Annotated in this window: 18 protein-coding genes; 10 read left to right on the top strand and 8 right to left on the bottom strand. The window is 66.5% G+C overall.

The window, feature by feature from the left end:
- The 5 genes from NF876_RS40965 to NF876_RS40945 all read left to right on the top strand — a co-directional run.
- Window positions 1–1735 (top strand): bifunctional 2',3'-cyclic-nucleotide 2'-phosphodiesterase/3'-nucleotidase (locus NF876_RS40965; RefSeq protein WP_262273469.1); only part of this gene is annotated, 1735 nt, incomplete at its 5' end.
- Between the two features lie 396 nt (window positions 1736–2131).
- Window positions 2132–2800: a hypothetical protein gene (locus tag NF876_RS40960; RefSeq protein ID WP_173949891.1), complete on the top strand. Its 669-nt coding sequence runs from the start codon at window positions 2132–2134 to the stop codon at window positions 2798–2800.
- Window positions 2801–3009: 209 nt separating this feature from the next.
- Window positions 3010–3234, top strand: coding sequence for a hypothetical protein (locus NF876_RS40955; RefSeq protein WP_173949892.1), 225 nt, complete (start codon window positions 3010–3012; stop codon window positions 3232–3234).
- Window positions 3235–3422: 188 nt separating this feature from the next.
- Window positions 3423–3644 carry a hypothetical protein gene (locus NF876_RS40950; RefSeq protein ID WP_173949893.1) on the top strand — a complete coding sequence of 74 codons (222 nt, stop codon included), beginning with the start codon at window positions 3423–3425 and terminating at the stop codon, window positions 3642–3644.
- A 143-nt stretch (window positions 3645–3787) separates the two neighbouring features.
- Entirely contained in the window at window positions 3788–3943 is a 156-nt protein-coding gene (locus NF876_RS40945; RefSeq protein ID WP_173949894.1) for a hypothetical protein, read from the top strand.
- 23 nt (window positions 3944–3966) lie between these two features.
- On the opposite strand, the gene NF876_RS40940 is transcribed toward NF876_RS40945, so the two are convergent.
- Window positions 3967–4857: a YihY/virulence factor BrkB family protein gene (locus tag NF876_RS40940; RefSeq protein WP_173949895.1), complete on the bottom strand. Its 891-nt coding sequence runs from the start codon at window positions 4855–4857 to the stop codon at window positions 3967–3969.
- A 216-nt stretch (window positions 4858–5073) separates the two neighbouring features.
- Between NF876_RS40940 and NF876_RS40935 the strand changes: the two genes are divergently transcribed.
- Entirely contained in the window at window positions 5074–5940 is an 867-nt protein-coding gene (locus NF876_RS40935) for a DMT family transporter (RefSeq protein ID WP_173949896.1), read from the top strand.
- A 50-nt stretch (window positions 5941–5990) separates the two neighbouring features.
- Here the strand turns inward: NF876_RS40935 and NF876_RS40930 are convergent, their stop codons facing one another.
- From NF876_RS40930 to NF876_RS40905, 6 genes are all read right to left on the bottom strand, one after another.
- The gene (locus NF876_RS40930) at window positions 5991–6155 is read right to left on the bottom strand and encodes a hypothetical protein (RefSeq protein ID WP_173949897.1); all 165 of its coding nucleotides are present in this window, start codon (window positions 6153–6155) and stop codon (window positions 5991–5993) included.
- 129 nt (window positions 6156–6284) lie between these two features.
- Complete coding sequence (locus tag NF876_RS40925) at window positions 6285–7376, bottom strand: TRAP transporter substrate-binding protein (protein WP_262273468.1); 1092 nt, start codon at window positions 7374–7376, stop codon at window positions 6285–6287.
- A gap of 300 nt (window positions 7377–7676) precedes the next feature.
- The gene (locus tag NF876_RS40920; protein WP_262273467.1) at window positions 7677–8291 is read right to left on the bottom strand and encodes a hypothetical protein; all 615 of its coding nucleotides are present in this window, start codon (window positions 8289–8291) and stop codon (window positions 7677–7679) included.
- Window positions 8292–8407: 116 nt separating this feature from the next.
- Window positions 8408–9136, bottom strand: coding sequence for a DUF4142 domain-containing protein (locus tag NF876_RS40915; RefSeq protein ID WP_262273466.1), 729 nt, complete (start codon window positions 9134–9136; stop codon window positions 8408–8410).
- Between the two features lie 80 nt (window positions 9137–9216).
- A complete protein-coding gene (locus tag NF876_RS40910; RefSeq protein ID WP_262273465.1) occupies window positions 9217–10062 on the bottom strand; it encodes an EamA family transporter in 846 nt (281 codons plus the stop codon).
- A 110-nt stretch (window positions 10063–10172) separates the two neighbouring features.
- Window positions 10173–11453, bottom strand: a complete 1281-nt coding sequence (locus NF876_RS40905) for a glycoside hydrolase family 1 protein (RefSeq protein ID WP_262273464.1) — start codon at window positions 11451–11453, stop codon at window positions 10173–10175.
- Window positions 11454–11632: 179 nt separating this feature from the next.
- Between NF876_RS40905 and NF876_RS40900 the strand changes: the two genes are divergently transcribed.
- On the top strand, window positions 11633–12736 hold the full coding sequence (locus NF876_RS40900; protein WP_262273463.1) for a S1C family serine protease: 1104 nt from the start codon (window positions 11633–11635) through the stop codon (window positions 12734–12736).
- Between the two features lie 100 nt (window positions 12737–12836).
- Entirely contained in the window at window positions 12837–13277 is a 441-nt protein-coding gene (gene hpf, locus NF876_RS40895) for a ribosome hibernation-promoting factor, HPF/YfiA family (RefSeq protein ID WP_262273462.1), read from the top strand.
- A 215-nt stretch (window positions 13278–13492) separates the two neighbouring features.
- Here the strand turns inward: hpf and clpB are convergent, their stop codons facing one another.
- Entirely contained in the window at window positions 13493–16111 is a 2619-nt protein-coding gene (clpB, locus tag NF876_RS40890) for an ATP-dependent chaperone ClpB (RefSeq protein ID WP_262273461.1), read from the bottom strand.
- Window positions 16112–16288: 177 nt separating this feature from the next.
- Between clpB and NF876_RS40885 the strand changes: the two genes are divergently transcribed.
- Together NF876_RS40885 and NF876_RS40880 are read left to right on the top strand one after the other, a co-directional pair.
- The gene (locus tag NF876_RS40885) at window positions 16289–16615 is read left to right on the top strand and encodes a hypothetical protein (protein WP_262273460.1); all 327 of its coding nucleotides are present in this window, start codon (window positions 16289–16291) and stop codon (window positions 16613–16615) included.
- A gap of 3 nt (window positions 16616–16618) precedes the next feature.
- Window positions 16619–16900, top strand: coding sequence for a hypothetical protein (locus tag NF876_RS40880; protein ID WP_262273459.1), 282 nt, complete (start codon window positions 16619–16621; stop codon window positions 16898–16900).
- Window positions 16901–16955: the final 55 nt, after the last annotated feature.

The raw sequence follows: 16955 nt of genomic DNA, 5'->3' as shown, positions 1-16955 counted from the left end.
CGTGAAAGGGGCCCGGGCCGAGGCCAAGAACAGCCTGCTGTTCGACAACGGCGACCTGATCCAGGGCTCGCCGCTGGGCGACTTCGTCGCCTATCGGCGCGGCATGAAGCCGGGCGACGTGCATCCCATGGTGGCCGCCATGAACGAGCTCAACTACGATTGCGGCACCCTGGGCAACCACGAGTTCAATTACGGCCTGGACTTCCTTCAGAATTCGCTCGGCGCCGCAAAATTCCCGCTGGTCTGCGCCAACGTCATCAAGGCGAACGGCGAGACCCTGCTCAAGCCCTGGCTCGTCCTCGATCGCGAATTCGTCGATGAAGCCGGCGCCAAGCAGACGCTCAAGGTCGGCGTGATCGGCTTCGTTCCGCCGCAGATCGTGCAGTGGGACAAGGCCAATCTCGACGGCAAGGCCACCACCATCGACATCGTCGATGCCGCCACCAAGTATGTGCCGGAACTCAAGAAGGCTGGCGCCGACATCGTCGTGGCGCTCTGCCATTCGGGCATCGCCGGCGGCGAGCGCAAGGGCGGCGAGGAGAATGCCGCGCTGCACCTCGCCAAGGTCGAGGGCATCGACGTGATCCTCACGGGTCATCAGCATTTCACGTTCCCGGGCGGCAAGGAATTCAACAACATTCCCGGCGTCGACGTGAAGGCCGGCACGCTCCACGGCAAGCCGGCCGTCATGGCCGGCTTCTGGGGCAGCCATCTCGGCCTTGTCGATCTCGAACTCACCAAGGAGGGCGACGCCTGGAAGGTGGCGAATTTCCGCACCGAGGCGCGTCCCATCTACGACCGTGTCGACCGCAAGATCGTCGCGAAGGTCGATTCGGACGCGGCCATCATGGCGGCCGCCCAGGCCGGCCACGACGCGACCCTGAAATACGTGCGCGAGCCCGTCGGCACCACGGCGGTTCCGATCCACTCCTACTACTCGCTCGTGTCGGACGACGCCTCCGTGAAGCTCGTTGCCGAGGCGCAAGCCTGGTACGTGGCCGATCAGCTCAAGGCCTCGCCCTTCAAGGACCTGCCGATCCTCTCGGCGGCGGCGCCCTTCAAGGCCGGCGGCCGCGGCGGTCCCAACTACTTCACCGAGATCAAGCCCGGCCCGCTCGCCATCAAGGACATGGCGGACATCTACATCTACCCGAACACGATCCGCGTGGTGAAGGTCACGGGCGCGCAGGTGCGCGAATGGCTGGAGCGCTCGGCCGGCATCTACAACCAGATCGATCCGGCCAAGGGCGGCGAACAGGAGCTCATCAACCAAAAGTTCCCGGCTTACAATTTCGACGTGATCGCGGGCGTGCAGTACAAGATCGATCCGACTCAAGGATCGCGCTACGACGACAACGGCAAGGTCGTGAATGCCGATGCGCACCGCATCAAGGACCTGACCTATAACGGCAAGCCCGTGACGGACGATCAGCAGTTTCTCGTGGTGACCAACAACTATCGCGCCGGCGGCGGCGGCAACTTCCCCGGAGCGGACGGCACCACCATCGTGTTCGAGGCGCCGGACCTCACCCGCGACGCGATCATGCGCTACATCGTCGAGAAGAAGGAAGTGGCCCCGAAAGCCGACGGCTCCTGGTCGCTCGCGGCGCCCGCGGGCGTCACCGTGACCTTTACCACCGGTCCGAATGCCGCCAACTACCAGCCGGCCGGCATCAAGGTCGAGAAGATGGGCGACGCCCCGGAGGGCTTCGTGAAGTACCGCATCGTGAGCTGATCCTCACGCAAGCAGGATAGGGAGGCGGCCGGGCGCGAGCCCGGCCGTTCTGCTTTCAGGATCCTGCGGACAGTAAACCCATCACGTGGATGTGACCGGTCGTGCGTCATTGCAGGGATGGCCGGGAATAGAGGCATCGTCGCGCGTCATGTCACTGAACGCAAATCGCAATTCTCCCGGCTGATAGTGAGGATCCTCTGGCGTAAAATTCAACACATCCAGCGGTTGAGAGAACTTTAACGCAGCGTTAACCAGCGTCGTCGCGAATGCCTGTATCGCTCCTGTTCGATCCCCATTGCTGCACCGATTGTTTTGATGATTTTGCTGCTTCGCCGCTCGGTTTCGCTTCTTCCGTCTTTGCTCCTTCTGGCTTCTCCTCTCCTGGCATCGCCCGCGATGACGACGGTCGCCGTGGCCAACGAGGTCGAGATCTGGAGCGGGACCCTCACCTCGTCCTGGCTCGACGATCATCTGGCGGTCAAGCGTGCGACCCGGCCGCGCGCGCCGGCCCGGTTGAACCGCACGCAGGTCTGGGCCAGCGGCATCGCCCGCACCGACATGCAGGCCTTCCTGCCGACGGATGTCGATCGCGCGGTCGGGGCCAAGATGCAGCCGTTCCAGGGGTATAATTTTCTGGTCGGGACGGAACTGGTCCGTGGTGGCGGCGAGACGAGCCTCCTGTCGTCGAAGGCGAGCTGGGAGGCCTTCGTGAGGCGGGACTGGGAGCGCCTCGGCGTCACGGTCGGCGTGACGACGGCGGGCTTCCTCGACAGCGGGCAGAGTGCCTATTCGCAATCGCTGAGTGGCATCATGGACATTCCGCTCGATCTCTCCTTCCAGGCATGGAGCACCGAGCTGCGGCTCGCTCCCAGCATGAACCTGGACGGCGTCAGCGGAGACATCAGCACAGGCCTTGTGTCGGAACTCGTCGGTCGAACCCGGCTGACCTCGCCGGCCGACCGCTTCCGGTCGGACCTCCATGTCCGGGTCGGCTATGGGGTCGCGCCCAACACCCGGCCCGTCGCGTCAGCGACACTCGAGCTGCGGATCGCGCCCAACCTCTGACGCCGGCAGCCGCCGCGGGGATCCCGGCTCCTTCCACCGCAGAACCCCGAGACCCGAACCTGACCTCTGGCGCACATCTTTACCGCCGAGGAGCAGGACGCCGTCCTCGGATGGCTTGAAAAAGCCCTCGAAGGGAAGAAATAGAACCGGGACTGCCAGCAGCGCCCGGGCTCCAGCCCGTTGATCAAGGCGCGTGATCGGAGAGAATTGTGGGACAGCTGACCTTCGACGGCCTCGGGCCCTACGACCTGCCCGACGCAACCCATGCCGATGCGCAAAAGGACGGCGATGGGTTCATGATCTCGTTTCGCCTGTGGAAGTCGGAGAAGGAATGGACCCTGGTCCGAATCCATGTGAGCGACAAGGAGGCCGAAAAGCTCGGCCGCCAGATCGGGGATGCCCGCGTCAGATCGGACGGATCGACCATCATCTAGATCTCATGGTCACCCTTGATCCCGCGTCCATGCGAGGCGTATGGCCAGGATGCTCTCCGAACCCGGCCGGGGACCTCTCAAAAGCCGCATTGTCGCTCTAGATGAGGAGAATCGGCAGCTCATCGTTCGGCTGCTGTTCTTTCAGGCGCAATCCTGCCCTCGAAGCCCATGTCATTTCGAGGTGTATCATGAAGACGCAACTGCAGCCGATCCGCGGCTATCGAGCGCTCGTCGTCGACCGGTCGACAGGGAACTTCGCAACGCATCATCTGCACAGCGATGATCACGATCTTGCCAATGAGTGGGCCCGTTGCCTGGCTCAATCGTGCCGGGTGGAGCTCTGGCATGATGCTCAGCTCGTCGGGTCGTTCCCTCCCATGGTGAGCCGCAGGACGGTGCGCCTCGGTTGAGGCGTCGGCCCTGGGGTGCGGCGTGTTCTTACAAATGACGTGTTGTCGCTATATGTTTGATGGATCAGCGGTTCCCTAGTCGGCCGCTGCCCTTTTGGGCGCATGAGGCGTCTCGGAGCTGTCCGGGCTTTGGAGAATGACGCATGCCAGTCGATCTGCCGCCGAACAAGAAGCCCCCTCTCTCCGCCGAGGCCACGTTCAGCCTGCTGCTGGACCGGTCCTTGAACTGGCTTGCGGTGGTTGTGGTGATTGCCCTGCTGCTGTGGGCCTATGAACTGGGTCTGATGCCGCTGATCTAGGCATCGCACGCCGATGTGACGCATCACGGCAGCGGAATCAGATCGCTCATGGTCTCCGGTTTCGGTTCCTTGCCGAGGCGTCGGCGCTTGGCCAGGATGAGGGTGCCGTTCAGCTCGCCGCCGAAGAGGAAAATGGCCCCGAGGGTGTAGAGAAAGATCAGGGCCACCATGGCGGTGGCGAGACCCCCATAGGTCGACGCGTAGGCGCCCGGATAGAATTCGAGGTACCAGCTGAAGGCGAAGCCGCCGAGAAGCCACAGGGCCAGCGTCACGCCCACGCCGGGCAGCACGGCGCGAAACCGTCGGCGTCCCGCAGGGACAAGCTTGTGGGCGAAAAGCAGCCCCGCCACGATGACGACGGTCGCCACCCCGACCCGCAGGAACCCGATCAGACCATCGAGAGGTTTCAGGGCCGGAACCCAAGAGAGCACGCCGCGCCAGACGAAGGGGCCGAGCACGACGAGGAGCGCCAGGGCGAGCAGCATCATGGCGCCCGCGATGACGAACGCGATCGATTCGAGCCGCGTCAGCCACCAGGCGCGGGTTTCCCGCACCCCATAGGCGCGGTTGAGGCCGACCCGGAGGCTCTCCACGCCGCTCGATGCGAAATAGAGCGCGAGCACGAGGCCCAGGGTCACCACGTCGCTGCGCCGGACCGACAGGATGTTGTGCACCTCGCCGGCGATCGGCCCCGCCACCTCCTTCGGCCAGGCCTCGAGGATGATGTCCGCCACCTCGTCGGCCAGGGTCCCGGTCCCGAACAGGCTCGCCAGGGCGGTGACCAGGATCAGGAACGGGAACAGCGACGTCAGCACCGAGAGGGCGATATGGCTCGCGATCGCCCAGGAATCGTGCAGCACGAAGCGGGTGGACGCGATGGCGACGAGTTCGAGCCAGAGGCGAAGGCGGTTCAAAAGACGGGTCTCCAGGCTGCTGGAGATGGTGCGGCGGGGGCCGAGGGCAAGGAAGCCGCCCCCGCAAGGATCTGAGAGCCGTGCAATCCGAAGTGCATTGTCCCTGTTCCTGACTCCCGGCTCCTGCAGGTCGACTTTTAGACGAGGCCGCGTGGATCGACAAAGGCCGAGGTTCGGGCCTACAAGCCGGGAGACGATCCTTGCTCCTCCACGGCCATGAACCCCACCGTCTTCGCCCGCCTCGCGCCCCCGCTCTTCGTGCTCATCTGGGCGACAGGCTTCATCGTCGCCCGGTTCGTGGCGCCCTATGCCGAACCGCTGACCTTCCTGCTCGTCCGGTACGTTCTGGCCACTCTCGTGCTGGCCGGCATCGTCACCGCGGCACGCGTGTCGTGGCCCCGCGCCTGGCATGATTGGCGCAACAGCCTGATCGCCGGCATCCTCCTGCACGGGCTCTATCTCGGCGGCGTCTTCTGGTCGGTGAAGCACGGGCTGCCGGCCGGGATCTCCGCCCTGGTGGCCGGCCTCCAGCCGCTGGCGACCGGGCTGCTGGCCGGGCCCCTGCTGGGCGAGCGGGTGTCCCCGCGCCGGTGGGTCGGGATCGGCATCGGCTTCATGGGGGCGGCGCTCGTGGTCGCCCCCAAGCTCGGGGATGGTGGCGTGCCGCCGCTGGCGCTCGGGGTCTGCGTGCTCGGGATGCTCTCGATCACCTTCGGGACGATCTGGCAGAAGCGCACCGGCAGCAGCCTCGATCTGCGGGTCAATGCGGCCATCCAGTATATCGGCGCCGCTGCCGTCACCCTGCCCCTCGTGCTGCTGACGGAGGAGGGCCACATGGAGCTGAGCCTGCCGCTTCTGGGCGCCCTGGCCTGGGCCGTACTCGGGCTGTCGATCGGGGCCATCGGCCTTCTGCTCTTCCTCATCCGCCAGGGCGCGGTGGTCGGCGTCGCGACGCTGCTTTATCTGGTGCCGCCGGTCGCGGCGCTCATGGCCTTCGCGCTTTTCGGCGAGACCCTGAGCCTGATCCAGCTCGCCGGCATGGGGCTCGCAGCCCTCGGCGTCGCCGTGGCGAGCCGGAGCTGAAACGCAAAAGCCCCGGAGCGCACGCTCCGGGGCTTCATGGCGCGGTTGTCTTATTTCGTGATCTTCACGGAGACCGGATCGCTCGCCGGAAACGTCTCCTCCACGCCTTCGTCGAGGAGCTCGTCCTGGTGCTTCTTCCGGTTCTCGGATGCCTTGTCGTCCTTGCGCTCCGGCTTGTCCTTCGGGGTGTCCTGCTTGCGGTTGTCGTCCGCCATGGTGTGTCTCCTGTGGAAGGATGGCGCTCCTGCTGAGACGACAACGCAACAGGCCAAGCTTCGATCCTTCTTCCCGGCCGCAAACAAAAACGGCGCCGCGAGGCGCCGTTTTCATCAGGTCGAGAGCCTTCAGCGCGGCTGCCCCTGCTGCTGGTTGACGAAATAGTCGAAGGGCAGCTCGGCGATGCGGAACCAGGTCAGCTCCTTCTCGCGGAAGGCGTTCCAGGAATCGTACACCTTCTTGAACTTGGGATTGGAGGCGGCAATCTCGTTGTAGAGCTTGTAGGCTTCCTTGTAGCTCTGCTCCATCACGTCCCGCGGGAAGGGACGAAGCTGCACGCCCTGGCCGACGAGGCGGCGGATCGCGTCGGCGTTCTGCGCATCGTACTTGGCCACGCACATGGCATTGGCCTCTGCGCAGGCGGCTTCGAGAATGGCTTTGTAATTGGCCGGCAGCTCGTTCCACTTGCTCATGTTCACGTAGAGCGAAGGCTGCGCGCCGCCCTCCCAGAAGCCCGGATAGTAGTAGTACTGGGCGACCTTCACGAAGCCGAGCTTCTCGTCGTCGTGCGGCCCCGAGAACTCCACCGCATCGAGAGTGCCGCGCTCGAGCGCCGGGTAAATGTCGCCGGCGGCGAGCACCTGGGGCACCACCCCGAGCTTCTGCATGATCTGGCCGCCCATGCCGGCGATGCGCATCTTGAGGCCCTGCAGGTCGGCGATGCTTTTGATCTCCTTGCGGAACCAGCCGCCCATCTGGGCGCCCGTCTGACCGGCCGGAATCGGATAGATGTTGTAGTCCTTCGTGAACTCGCGGACGAGATCGAGCCCTCCGCCGTAATGCATCCAGGCATTGTGCTGGCGCACGTTCATGCCCCAGGGCACGGAGGTCTCGAACATGAAGGTCGGGTCCTTGCCGATGAAGAAGCTCGACAGGGTGTAGGAGCACTCGACCGTGCCGTTCTGCGTGGCGTCGAGGGTCTGGAGCGCCCCGACGATCTCGCCCGCGGCGAAGACCTGGATCTGGAACTTGTTGTCGGTGGCGGCCGCGACGCGCTTGGCGATCATCTCGCCCGCGCCGAAGAGGGTGTCGAGGCTCTTCGGATAGGCCGAGCTCATGCGCCAGCGGATCTCCGGCTGCGCCTGGGCGAGCGCCGGGGAGGCGACGGCGCCTGCGGCCGCCGCCAGGCCCGCACCTTTGAGAACTTTTCTTCTGTCCATGAGCATTTCCTCGACCGATTTATGTCGTCACTGCCGGTTTGGCTGAACATTCCATAAAGCCGGAGGAGGGCCGCTGTCACTCCGCCTTCCGTTGGGACAGATATGCAGCCGGGAGGGCCTAGCTATGCGTTGGCGTCATCGAGGCCAATGGGCGGCAACCGCCGTCCGCGTCGCCACCGGTCGGTCCGGTGATTCCGATTGTCGGAAGCATCGCGCTCTTCGGATCGGAATGGCCGGCACGATGCCGGCCATGACTCGGGAGGGGTCTGCCTCCAATCGTCCGAAACGCCCGCGGGACGATTACCGTTCCTCCGTACCGCCCTTGGACAGCGGACGCTGCTGCTGGCCGCTATGGGCGCGGGCGGAGCGCTTCGGCGGCTTCTCGTCGCCGGTGGAGGAGGTCGAGCGCCCGCCGGACTGGCTCGCCGTGGGACGGCCGCGCACCAGCGTGCCCTTGGGCACGTCCACCGCGTTTCCGGGGGCCGGGACCCGGGCCCGGGACGTGGCTCCCCCGCTCATGCCGGTTGGCCCAGTGGTACCTTCGGTCTGCGCGCCGCGGGGCGCCGGGCTCTTGGCCGCGGTGGTGTTCACGCTGTCGGCGATCTCCTCGTTCGACATCCGGAAGCCGGCGTCGTCGTCTTCCTCTTCCGGCACTTCCTTGAAGGAGTGGATGCCAGCCTTCGAGCCGCTCGTCGGGCGGTTGTCGTCCACATGATCGATGTCGAGTTCCGGATCGAGCTTCTTCGAGGCTCCCATGATGCCGGTGGCTTTCGCCGCGGCCCGCTTGGTGTTGCCGACGTCGTTGCGCTGGGTCGGGCCGGCCACGAAGTCGTCGCCGGTCTCTTCCAGGGTGACGTCGTTCAGCACCTCGTCGACCGGCGGCTCCGGGGGGCGGCCACGTTTGTCTTGCGCCATGGACTATTCCTCTTCCTTGGTTTCGAGCAGACTGCGTGTCTGCGGCTTGCAAAGGCAACGTCCTGTCGAAGCCGGGTGTTCCGGCCCCGGATCCATGAAAACGGGGCCGATTTCCCTTATTTGCCAAGCTCTTTCTGGATGTCCTGCAGGAGCGTCAGATGCTCCTTGATCTGTCCGCTGGCGAGGCGCGCCACATTGGCCGTCTCACGGTTGCCGGAGCCCTGCTTGAGATAGCTCTCCTGAAGCTTCAGCAGGTCCTGGTGGCCCTGAATCTGCAGGGCGACGTAATCCCGATCGAAGGCGTCTCCCGGCTGCGCCTTCGAAAGACGCTCCATGGCTTCCGAATCCTTCTGCGGCAGTTCCGGGGCCGTCGCGGCGGATTGCCGAGCGCCCTGTGTGGTGGAGGCGGTCGCGTTCGGATCGGCGAAGGAATGCATGATGTCGGTGAGCAGGTTCTGCTCGCCGATCTCGAAATCGGCGAACTGCTTCACGCGCGGGTTCTGCGCCTTGCTGTGCGCGAAGTTCGACTGTTGCAGCGACACGGTGCTGAGCGCCAGGACCTGCTGCACGTATTGGCGGTCGACCTGCGATTGCTGCTGGCCCATGGCGGCCGGCGCGCTGTTGGCCTGGCCCTGCCGGGCCGGGGTCTGCGTGTCCTGCGGGGCGCCGCCCTGCTGAGTGCGCTGCTGGCGCTCCTGCGCGTTCCGGCCGAGAGCCGGGTTGGCCTGCGTTTCCGCGGGCTGCGGCGTCGTGGACTGGGGAATGGCCTGGTTCTGCTGCTGGGCGAGGGCGGGAAGGCTGGCGGCGGCCACGAGGCCGGCGATCACGAGACGGCGTGACGACATGAAGGGCTCCTGCAAACGGATTGTGAGAGCGAACGCTTGCGGGAGGGTTTGGTTCGGGCAGCAGGCGCGGGCGGCCTGTCCTATCCGGCTTTCGCAAGCGCGAGACCGGTCACGATCATGAGGGCCGATGCCCACCGGGCGATGCCGAACCGTTCCTTCAGGACCATTGCGGCGATCAGCGCGGCGAACAGGACCGAGGTCTCGCGGACGGCGCCGACCAGGCCGATCGGGGCCTTCGTCATGGCCCACAGGGCCGTCCCGTAGGAGATGTTGGCGATGGCCCCCGCGGCAACGCTCTTGCCCCATACGGAGGCCGGCGCGCTGAACAGGGCCGCTCCCTGAAGGTAGATCATTCCCGGGACCATGAGGGCTCCCGTGAGCGCCATCATCGCGAGCAGGTATCCGGAGGAATTGCCCGACAGGCGTGCGCCCACGCCGTCGACCAGGGTGTAGCCGACCACCGTCGCGGCGGTCAGAGCGGCGACCGTCAGGCTCCGCGCGTTCAAGCCGCCGCGGCGCACGGCATCGATGCCGAGGCCGAGAATGCCGCCGCACAGCACGCCGATCCCCAGCCAGGTCACGGGCTTGAGCGTTTCGCCCAGGAGCAGCATCGCCAGGAGCGTGGTGAACAGGGGCGCGCTGCCTCTCACGAGCGGATAGATGGCGGAATAATCCGCGTACCGGTAGGCGAGGCCGATCAGGACGAAATACGCCACGTGGATCAGCGCCGATCCCGCCAGGTGAACGCAACTGGCCGCGGCGGGCAGGCCTGTGACGAGCAGGGCCGGAACCGCCGCGAGAGCCGACCCGATGGCGATCCGGCCGGCCTGGATCAGCGGGTCGCCCTTGCCGGATTTGGCCATGGCGTTCCAGCTCGCGTGCAGGAACGCGGCGACGAGAACGAGGGCGAAGACATCGAGGGACATCGCGGGTCGGGATTTTCGCGGCGGCGGGCCGTCCCTTGCTACATCATGGCGGCGGCCCGGGGAAGCCGAATGCCGCTGCGAAGCGGCGTTCGACCTTTCCTGCCCGATGATCAGCACCAATCCTTGTCGGACGTCATCTGCATTTCGTCGGCCGCGCGCTTGATGTCGGCGAGATCGACCGGATCGCTGAACGGATCCTCGTCGAGCACCGTCACCCGGTTCAGGCGCTTCTGCCAGCGCCGCAGCTCGTCGATATAGGGCTGATACGGCACCCGCTTCAGGCGCCCATTGTCCTCGACCAGATCGCACAGGCCGTTGTGCAGCCATTCGCCCGTATGCCAGTCGGGCATGTCGACCGCCGGGAACAGGCATACGCCGTGCAGGTCGATACCCTTGCGCACCGCCGCCAACGATTCCTCGACGATGTCGCAGAGCCAGTCCGGGCGGCCTTCGCGCAACCCGCTCGTTTCGCCCACGATCATCGGGCGCCGGTAGCGCTCCCAGGCATACGACAGGAGATCGCCGAGCGGCCGGATGCGCTCGTCATGCGGCTCGAGCGACGCGTGCGGCCCGTTCTCGCGGTATTCCATCTGGCCGAACGAGTAGCAGTTGACCCCCAGGATATCGAGCACTTCCGGCGAGCCGCCGAATTCAGGGTGCCGTCGTCCGGCGATCACGTCCCAGGCATAGAACGTGTCCGTGTAGGTTTCGTGCTCGGCCTCGTCCTTCAGGTCGGGCCGGTCGCGGGGCGCGACCACGAGGATGAGCGGATCGATATGCACCATGCGGGCCTGCGGGTCGACGGCCCGGATGGCGTTGACGGCCGCGATATCGGCCCGGCACAGGGACAGGCGCAGCCTGTGTCGCAAGTCGTCCGTCCTGCCGAACGGCGCCGTCCAGCCCCACTCGCCGCCCATGAAGGCGAAGAAGGTGATCTCGTTGATGGGGGTGAAGAAGTGCGGGCCGCGGATGCGCGGCGTCAGGTATTCGGCAGCGGCCCGGGCATAGGCGGCGAACCTTGCCGCGAATTCCGGGCCGAACGGATCGAGGCCGTCGGGATAGCCGTAATGGCACAGGTCCCAGATCGGCAGGATCTGGTGCCGGTTCATGGCCGCGATGAAGGGATCGAGGCCGGAGAAGTCGTAGGCGCCACCCCTGTCCACGAAGGGCCAGGGGATCCCCTGGCGGGCGACCGCGATGCCGAGCGAGCGCAGGAAGGCGTAATCCTCCTCCACATGCTCCCGGTGCTGCGTCTCCGCGACGAGGTCCCGCCGGCCCTGGTCCTTCCAGATGAAGGTGGAGCATTCGAAGCCCGACAGGAAGAAGGTCGGGAAGATTCCCGCCTGGACGGCGGAGGCGTCGGCGTTTCCCGGCGGCGGCGGATCGTGCAAGGCGGCGTCTCCCTCGAATCCGTGGACGGGACCGGCCCTGTGGGACGCAAGCTCGACCATCCACCGTCAGGACAAGCTCAGGGACGACGAGCGGTTCCTCGCCCGGATCCCGAGCTCCGCGATGAACTTCGACCAAGCGCGTCCGTTGTGACAGAGGGGGATCAGGCACGGGAGGGCTTATGCAGGAGCGGACGACACGGACCATCGTGCTGGCGATCGCGGTGCTGCTCGCGCTCGTGGCGCTTCAGCCCTCCGTGACCGGCTATCTCTTCTCGGCCCGGGAGCCGCGGCCGGTCGCGGCGCGCGGCGACCTGTCCGACTACGAGCAGTCGACGATCCGCGTGTTCGAGACGGTGGCGCCCTCCGTGGTTCAGGTGGTGGCCCTGCAGGGCCGCGGGCCCTCGGGCGGAGAGCCGGCGGGATCCGGCACCGGATTCATCTGGGACGCGGCCGGCAACGTGGTGACGAACAACCACGTGGTCGAGAACGGCTCTTCCTTCGTGGTGCGCCTGGCCTCGGGAGAGGTTCTGCCGGCCGAGGTGGTGGGCCGCGCGCCGAACTACGACCTGGCGGTGCTGCGGGTCGAGCGCCGGGGCGGGCTGCCGGCGCCGGTTCCGGTGGGACGCTCGGCCGATCTCAAGGTGGGCCAGACGGCCTATGCCATCGGCAATCCGTTCGGTCTCGACCAGTCGCTCACCACCGGCATCATCAGCGCCCTGAAGCGCCGCCTGCCCACCAGCGGCGGCCGCGAGGTCGCCGACGTGATCCAGACGGACGCGGCGATTAACCCGGGCAATTCCGGGGGGCCGCTGCTCGATTCCGCCGGCCGCCTGATCGGCGTCAACACGGCGATTTTTTCGCCCTCCGGCACCAATGCGGGCATCGGCTTCGCCATCCCGGTCGACGTGGTCAACCGCGTGGTGCCCGAGCTCATCCGCAGCGGCCGCGTGCCGACCCCGGGGATCGGGATCCTGGCCGGCGACGAGACGCTTGCGGCCCAGCTCGGCGTGAACGGCGTGATCGTGGCCGGCGTCGTGCCGGGCTCGCCGGCGGACCGGGCGGGCCTGCGCGGCGTCGACACGCGGGCCGGCATCATCGGGGATGTCATCGTGGGCGTGGAGGACGCGCCCGTGCGGCACCTGTCGGACCTGACGGACAAGCTCGAGAGCACCGGCGTAGGGAGTACGGTGTCGCTGACGATCCTGCGCGACAACCGGCGGCAGAATGTCGAAGTGGCGATCGTGGATGTGGGAGAACAGACGCCGCGCACGCGCAGACCATAAAGAGAACAAAACTTCGGCCGGGTCCGATTTGTTTCCTGGGGGCCGAAACTTTCATCCGATCCCGCCGTTAGCCATCGAACCTTCACCAACGGAGGAGCGAATGAAACCTGACAGCACCGAACCCAACATCCTGGTGCAAAGCTCGGCAGTCGATCTGGGCGACATGTTTCCCGAATATGCGAAGACCAACATCCTTCAGGTTGCCGGAAAATACTTCGGTCACCTGAGCTCGGCCTCGGTTCACGTGACGCGCGAGGGCATCACCTATCGCTGCACGGTGAACATGCAGATGGGCGCGCTCAAGATGATGAGCGGCGAGGCCAAGAACAAGGACCTCTACGCGGCCTTCCGGGCCGCCCTGCAGAAGACCGGAAAGCAGCTCCGCCGGTCCAAGCGCGAGCTGCGCGAGGACAAAGCCGAGCGCATCGACAAGGACATGCTCCTGCGTGAAGGTACATCGCCGCGCCGCACGGAACGGCGCAGTGAAGACATCGCCCCGGCAGCCAACGACGAGGGCGAGTACCGCGCCGCCGCCGAATAATCCGACAGGTTGATGTTTCTCGAGCCGGAGTCGATACAGCTCCGTCATGGCCGGGCTCGTCCCGGCCACCCCGATTGGAAAGGCGCGGCGCTTCTCTGGTCGGGATCACCGGCACGAGGCCGGTGATGAGGTGAAAGACGTCGCCAAGGCCGTCAACAAAAATGGCCGGGCGCAAGGCCCGGCCATTCTCATGAACTCTGCCGAGAGGGTGCCGCTCAGTTCAGCCGCACGCCTTCCGGCGGACGCTCCGAGCCGACCGTCACGTCCCCGATCATCAAGCCCATGGGGCCCGCATGCACGGGCACGGTCTCCCCGTCGCGGATCTCGCCCGACAGGATGAGCTCCGCCAGCGGGTCCTGCACGTGCTTCTGGATCACGCGCTTCAGGGGACGCGCCCCGTAGGCCGGGTCGTAGCCCTTCTGGCTCAGCCAGTTGCGCGCCTCCTCGTCGAGCTGCAGCACGATCTTGCGATCCTCCAGCAGCTTCTGCAGGCGGCGCATCTGGATATCGACGATCGCCCCCATCTCCGAGCGCTTCAGCCGGTGGAACAGGATGATCTCGTCCACGCGGTTGAGGAACTCCGGCCGGAAGTGCGAGCGCACCACCGTCATCACCTCGTCGCGCACCGCATCGGTGTCCTGGCCCTCCGGCTGGTTCACCAGATATTCGGCGCCGAGATTCGACGTCATGATGATGAGCGTGTTGCGGAAGTCCACGGTGCGGCCCTGGCCGTCCGTGAGGCGTCCGTCGTCGAGCACCTGCAGCAGCACGTTGAACACGTCCGGATGCGCCTTCTCGATCTCGTCGAACAGCACGACCTGATAGGGCCTGCGGCGCACGGCTTCGGTCAGCGCGCCGCCCTCCTCGTAGCCCACATAGCCGGGAGGCGCGCCGATGAGGCGGGCGACCGAGTGCTTCTCCATGTATTCCGACATGTCGAGGCGGATCAGCGCCGTCTCGTCGTCGAACAGGAAGCTCGCGAGCGCCTTCGTCAGCTCGGTCTTGCCGACACCCGTGGGGCCGAGGAACATGAACGAGCCGATCGGCCGGTTCGGATCCTGCAGGCCCGCGCGGGCGCGGCGCACGGCGGTCGACACCGCCGAGACGGCCTCGGCCTGGCCGACGACGCGCTTGCCGAGATCCTGCTCCATGTGCAGCAGCTTCTCGCGCTCGCCCTCGAGCATCTTGTCGACCGGCACGCCGGTCCAGCGCGACACCACCTGCGCCACGTGATCGGGCGTCACGGCCTCTTCCATCAGGCCGCCGCCGTCGGCTTTCGCCTCCACGTCGGCGAGCTGCTTCTCGAGCCCGGGAATGACCCCGTAGGAGAGCTCGCCGGCCTTCGCCCAGTCGCCGTTGCGCTGTGCGGACGCCAGCTGGTTGCGGGCCTCCTCGAGCTTCTTCTTCAGGTCGGCCGCAGTGCCGAGCTTGTCCTTCTCGGCCTTCCAGCGCGTCGTGATGGCGTCCGACTGCTCCTCGAGGTCCGCCAGCTCCTTGGTGAGGCGCTCCAGGCGGTCCTTGGAGGCGGAATCCGTCTCCTTCTTGAGCGCTTCCTGCTCGATCTTCAGGCGCACGATCTCGCGGTCGATGTTGTCGAGCTCCTCGGGCTTCGAATCGACCTGCATGCGCAGGCGCGACGAGGCCTCGTCGACGAGGTCGATGGCCTTGTCGGGCAGGAAGCGGTCGGTGATGTAGCGGTTCGAGAGCGTCGCGGCGGCCACGAGCGCCGAGTCGGTGATGCGCACCCCGTGATGCTGCTCGTACTTCTCCTTCAGGCCGCGCAGGATCGACACTGTGTCCTCCACCGTGGGCTCGCTCACGAAGACCGGCTGGAACCGGCGGGCGAGCGCCGCGTCCTTCTCCACGTGCTTGCGGTACTCGTCGAGGGTGGTGGCACCCACGCAGTGCAGCTCGCCGCGGGCGAGCGCGGGCTTCAGGAGGTTCGACGCGTCCATGGCCCCGTCGGCCTTGCCGGCGCCGACCAGCGTGTGCATCTCGTCGATGAACAGGATGATGCCGCCTTCGGCGGAGGTCACTTCCTGCAGCACGCTCTTCAGGCGCTCCTCGAACTCGCCGCGGTATTTCGCGCCGGCGATCAGCGCGCCCATGTCGAGGGCGAGCAGCTGCTTGTCCTTCAGGGATTCCGGCACGTCGCCGTTGACGATGCGCAGGGCGAGGCCCTCGACGATGGCGGTCTTGCCGACGCCGGGCTCGCCGATCAGCACCGGGTTGTTCTTGGTGCGGCGCGAGAGAACCTGGATCGTGCGGCGGATCTCCTCGTCGCGGCCGATCACCGGATCGAGCTTGCCGTCGCGGGCGGCCTCGGTGAGATCGCGCGCATATTTCTTCAGCGCGTCATAGGCGTTCTCCGCCGTCGCGTTGTCGGCGGTGCGGCCCTTGCGCAGGGCGTTGATGGCGGTGTTCAGGCCCTGGGCGGTCACGCCGGCCTGGGCCAGAATCCTGCCCGCTTCCGTGTCCTTCTCGACCGCGAGCGCCAGCAGCATCCGTTCGACGGTGACGAAGGAATCGCCCGCCTTCTCGGCAGCCTTCTCGGCGGTGTCGAAGAAGCGCATGAGCTCGCGGGTGGCCTGCGGCTGCGAGGCCGAGCCGGACACCTTCGGCTGCTTGGCGAGCCATTGCTCGACCGCAGCATGGGCCTCGCGGGAGCGCCCGCCCGCGCGGTCGATCAGGCCGGCGCACAGGCCTTCCGGATCGTCGAGCAGAACTTTCAGCACGTGGCCGGGAGCCAGCTGCGGATGGCCTTCGCGCACGGCGAGGTTCTGCGCCGCCTGCACGAAGCCCCGGGCACGCTCGGTATACTTTTCGAAATTCATTCTCATCCCTCCTCAGATCCACCCGCCCTCCTCGAGGCACGGGCCGATCCTGCGATGTCGGACCTCCCTGGGGAGCATCCGCGAACCTTAGGTGGTGTGTCCAATTCGTCACAACAAGGGGGAGGAACCCGCTCGCGATGCTGGCATTGACCCTGCAACAGTCTTGAGGAGACCCCCATGACACGCGATCCGCGCTCGGACGCCGAGAAAGCCCGCGCCGACCTGGCCCGCAATGCGGAGCTCGGCCTGGCGGTCCCCGAAAGCCCGATCGAGGAGGGGCCTTCGGTCACGCCGGAGACCTTCGGCGACACCACCGAGAACGGACAGGTGCCCCCTCGGCCCGGCCAGACCCTGGCGCAGGCCGAGGCGGACCGCGACATCGGTGATTCGACCGGGACCATCGCCACGTCCCGGGACATTCCGGTCGACCCCAAGACCGTGAAAGCCCCGCCCACCCATCGCAGCGACGAAGAAGACGGCGTGCTCACCCGCGCCAAGGAGTGACGAATGATGGCCCTTTCCGATCTGATCGCCCGTTTGAGCCCGAGCCGCCGCCGCGCCGAAAAGGCCGAGAAGGCGCGCGACGAGCTGAAGGCCAATGCCGAGAAGGCCCTGCGCATGAAGCAGGAGGCCGGCCCCCAGGCCAACATCCCCGAGCACCAGACCTCCCATGAGGGCATGCAGAAGGACCCGCACATGGTGGAGTTCGACCGCTCGAGCGGCCGCGAGGCCGGCTTCACGCCCCAGCTCAAGCGGTCCAAGGTGGCCCGTTCGGGCGACGCCTCGTAAGGCTTGCGTCTGCGTCTGCAGCAGGCCCCGCCGTCTCGGCGGGGCCTGCTGTCTT

It is taken from the genome of Microvirga yunnanensis, assembly GCF_025460875.1.
This window is presented reverse-complemented; position numbering and strand designations above follow the sequence as displayed.

Coding starts and splice junctions, on each gene's coding strand:
- NF876_RS40960 (WP_173949891.1), top strand. CDS start 2,132: ATGACGACGGTCGCCGTGGCCAACGAGGTCGAGATCTGGAGCGGGACC.
- NF876_RS40950 (WP_173949893.1), top strand. CDS start 3,423: ATGAAGACGCAACTGCAGCCGATCCGCGGCTATCGAGCGCTCGTCGTC.
- NF876_RS40945 (WP_173949894.1), top strand. CDS start 3,788: ATGCCAGTCGATCTGCCGCCGAACAAGAAGCCCCCTCTCTCCGCCGAG.
- NF876_RS40935 (WP_173949896.1), top strand. CDS start 5,074: ATGAACCCCACCGTCTTCGCCCGCCTCGCGCCCCCGCTCTTCGTGCTC.
- NF876_RS40930 (WP_173949897.1), bottom strand. CDS start 6,155: ATGGCGGACGACAACCGCAAGCAGGACACCCCGAAGGACAAGCCGGAG.
- NF876_RS40925 (WP_262273468.1), bottom strand. CDS start 7,376: ATGGACAGAAGAAAAGTTCTCAAAGGTGCGGGCCTGGCGGCGGCCGCA.
- NF876_RS40920 (WP_262273467.1), bottom strand. CDS start 8,291: ATGGCGCAAGACAAACGTGGCCGCCCCCCGGAGCCGCCGGTCGACGAG.
- NF876_RS40915 (WP_262273466.1), bottom strand. CDS start 9,136: ATGTCGTCACGCCGTCTCGTGATCGCCGGCCTCGTGGCCGCCGCCAGC.
- NF876_RS40910 (WP_262273465.1), bottom strand. CDS start 10,062: ATGTCCCTCGATGTCTTCGCCCTCGTTCTCGTCGCCGCGTTCCTGCAC.
- NF876_RS40900 (WP_262273463.1), top strand. CDS start 11,633: ATGCAGGAGCGGACGACACGGACCATCGTGCTGGCGATCGCGGTGCTG.
- hpf (WP_262273462.1), top strand. CDS start 12,837: ATGAAACCTGACAGCACCGAACCCAACATCCTGGTGCAAAGCTCGGCA.
- clpB (WP_262273461.1), bottom strand. CDS start 16,111: ATGAATTTCGAAAAGTATACCGAGCGTGCCCGGGGCTTCGTGCAGGCG.
- NF876_RS40885 (WP_262273460.1), top strand. CDS start 16,289: ATGACACGCGATCCGCGCTCGGACGCCGAGAAAGCCCGCGCCGACCTG.
- NF876_RS40880 (WP_262273459.1), top strand. CDS start 16,619: ATGATGGCCCTTTCCGATCTGATCGCCCGTTTGAGCCCGAGCCGCCGC.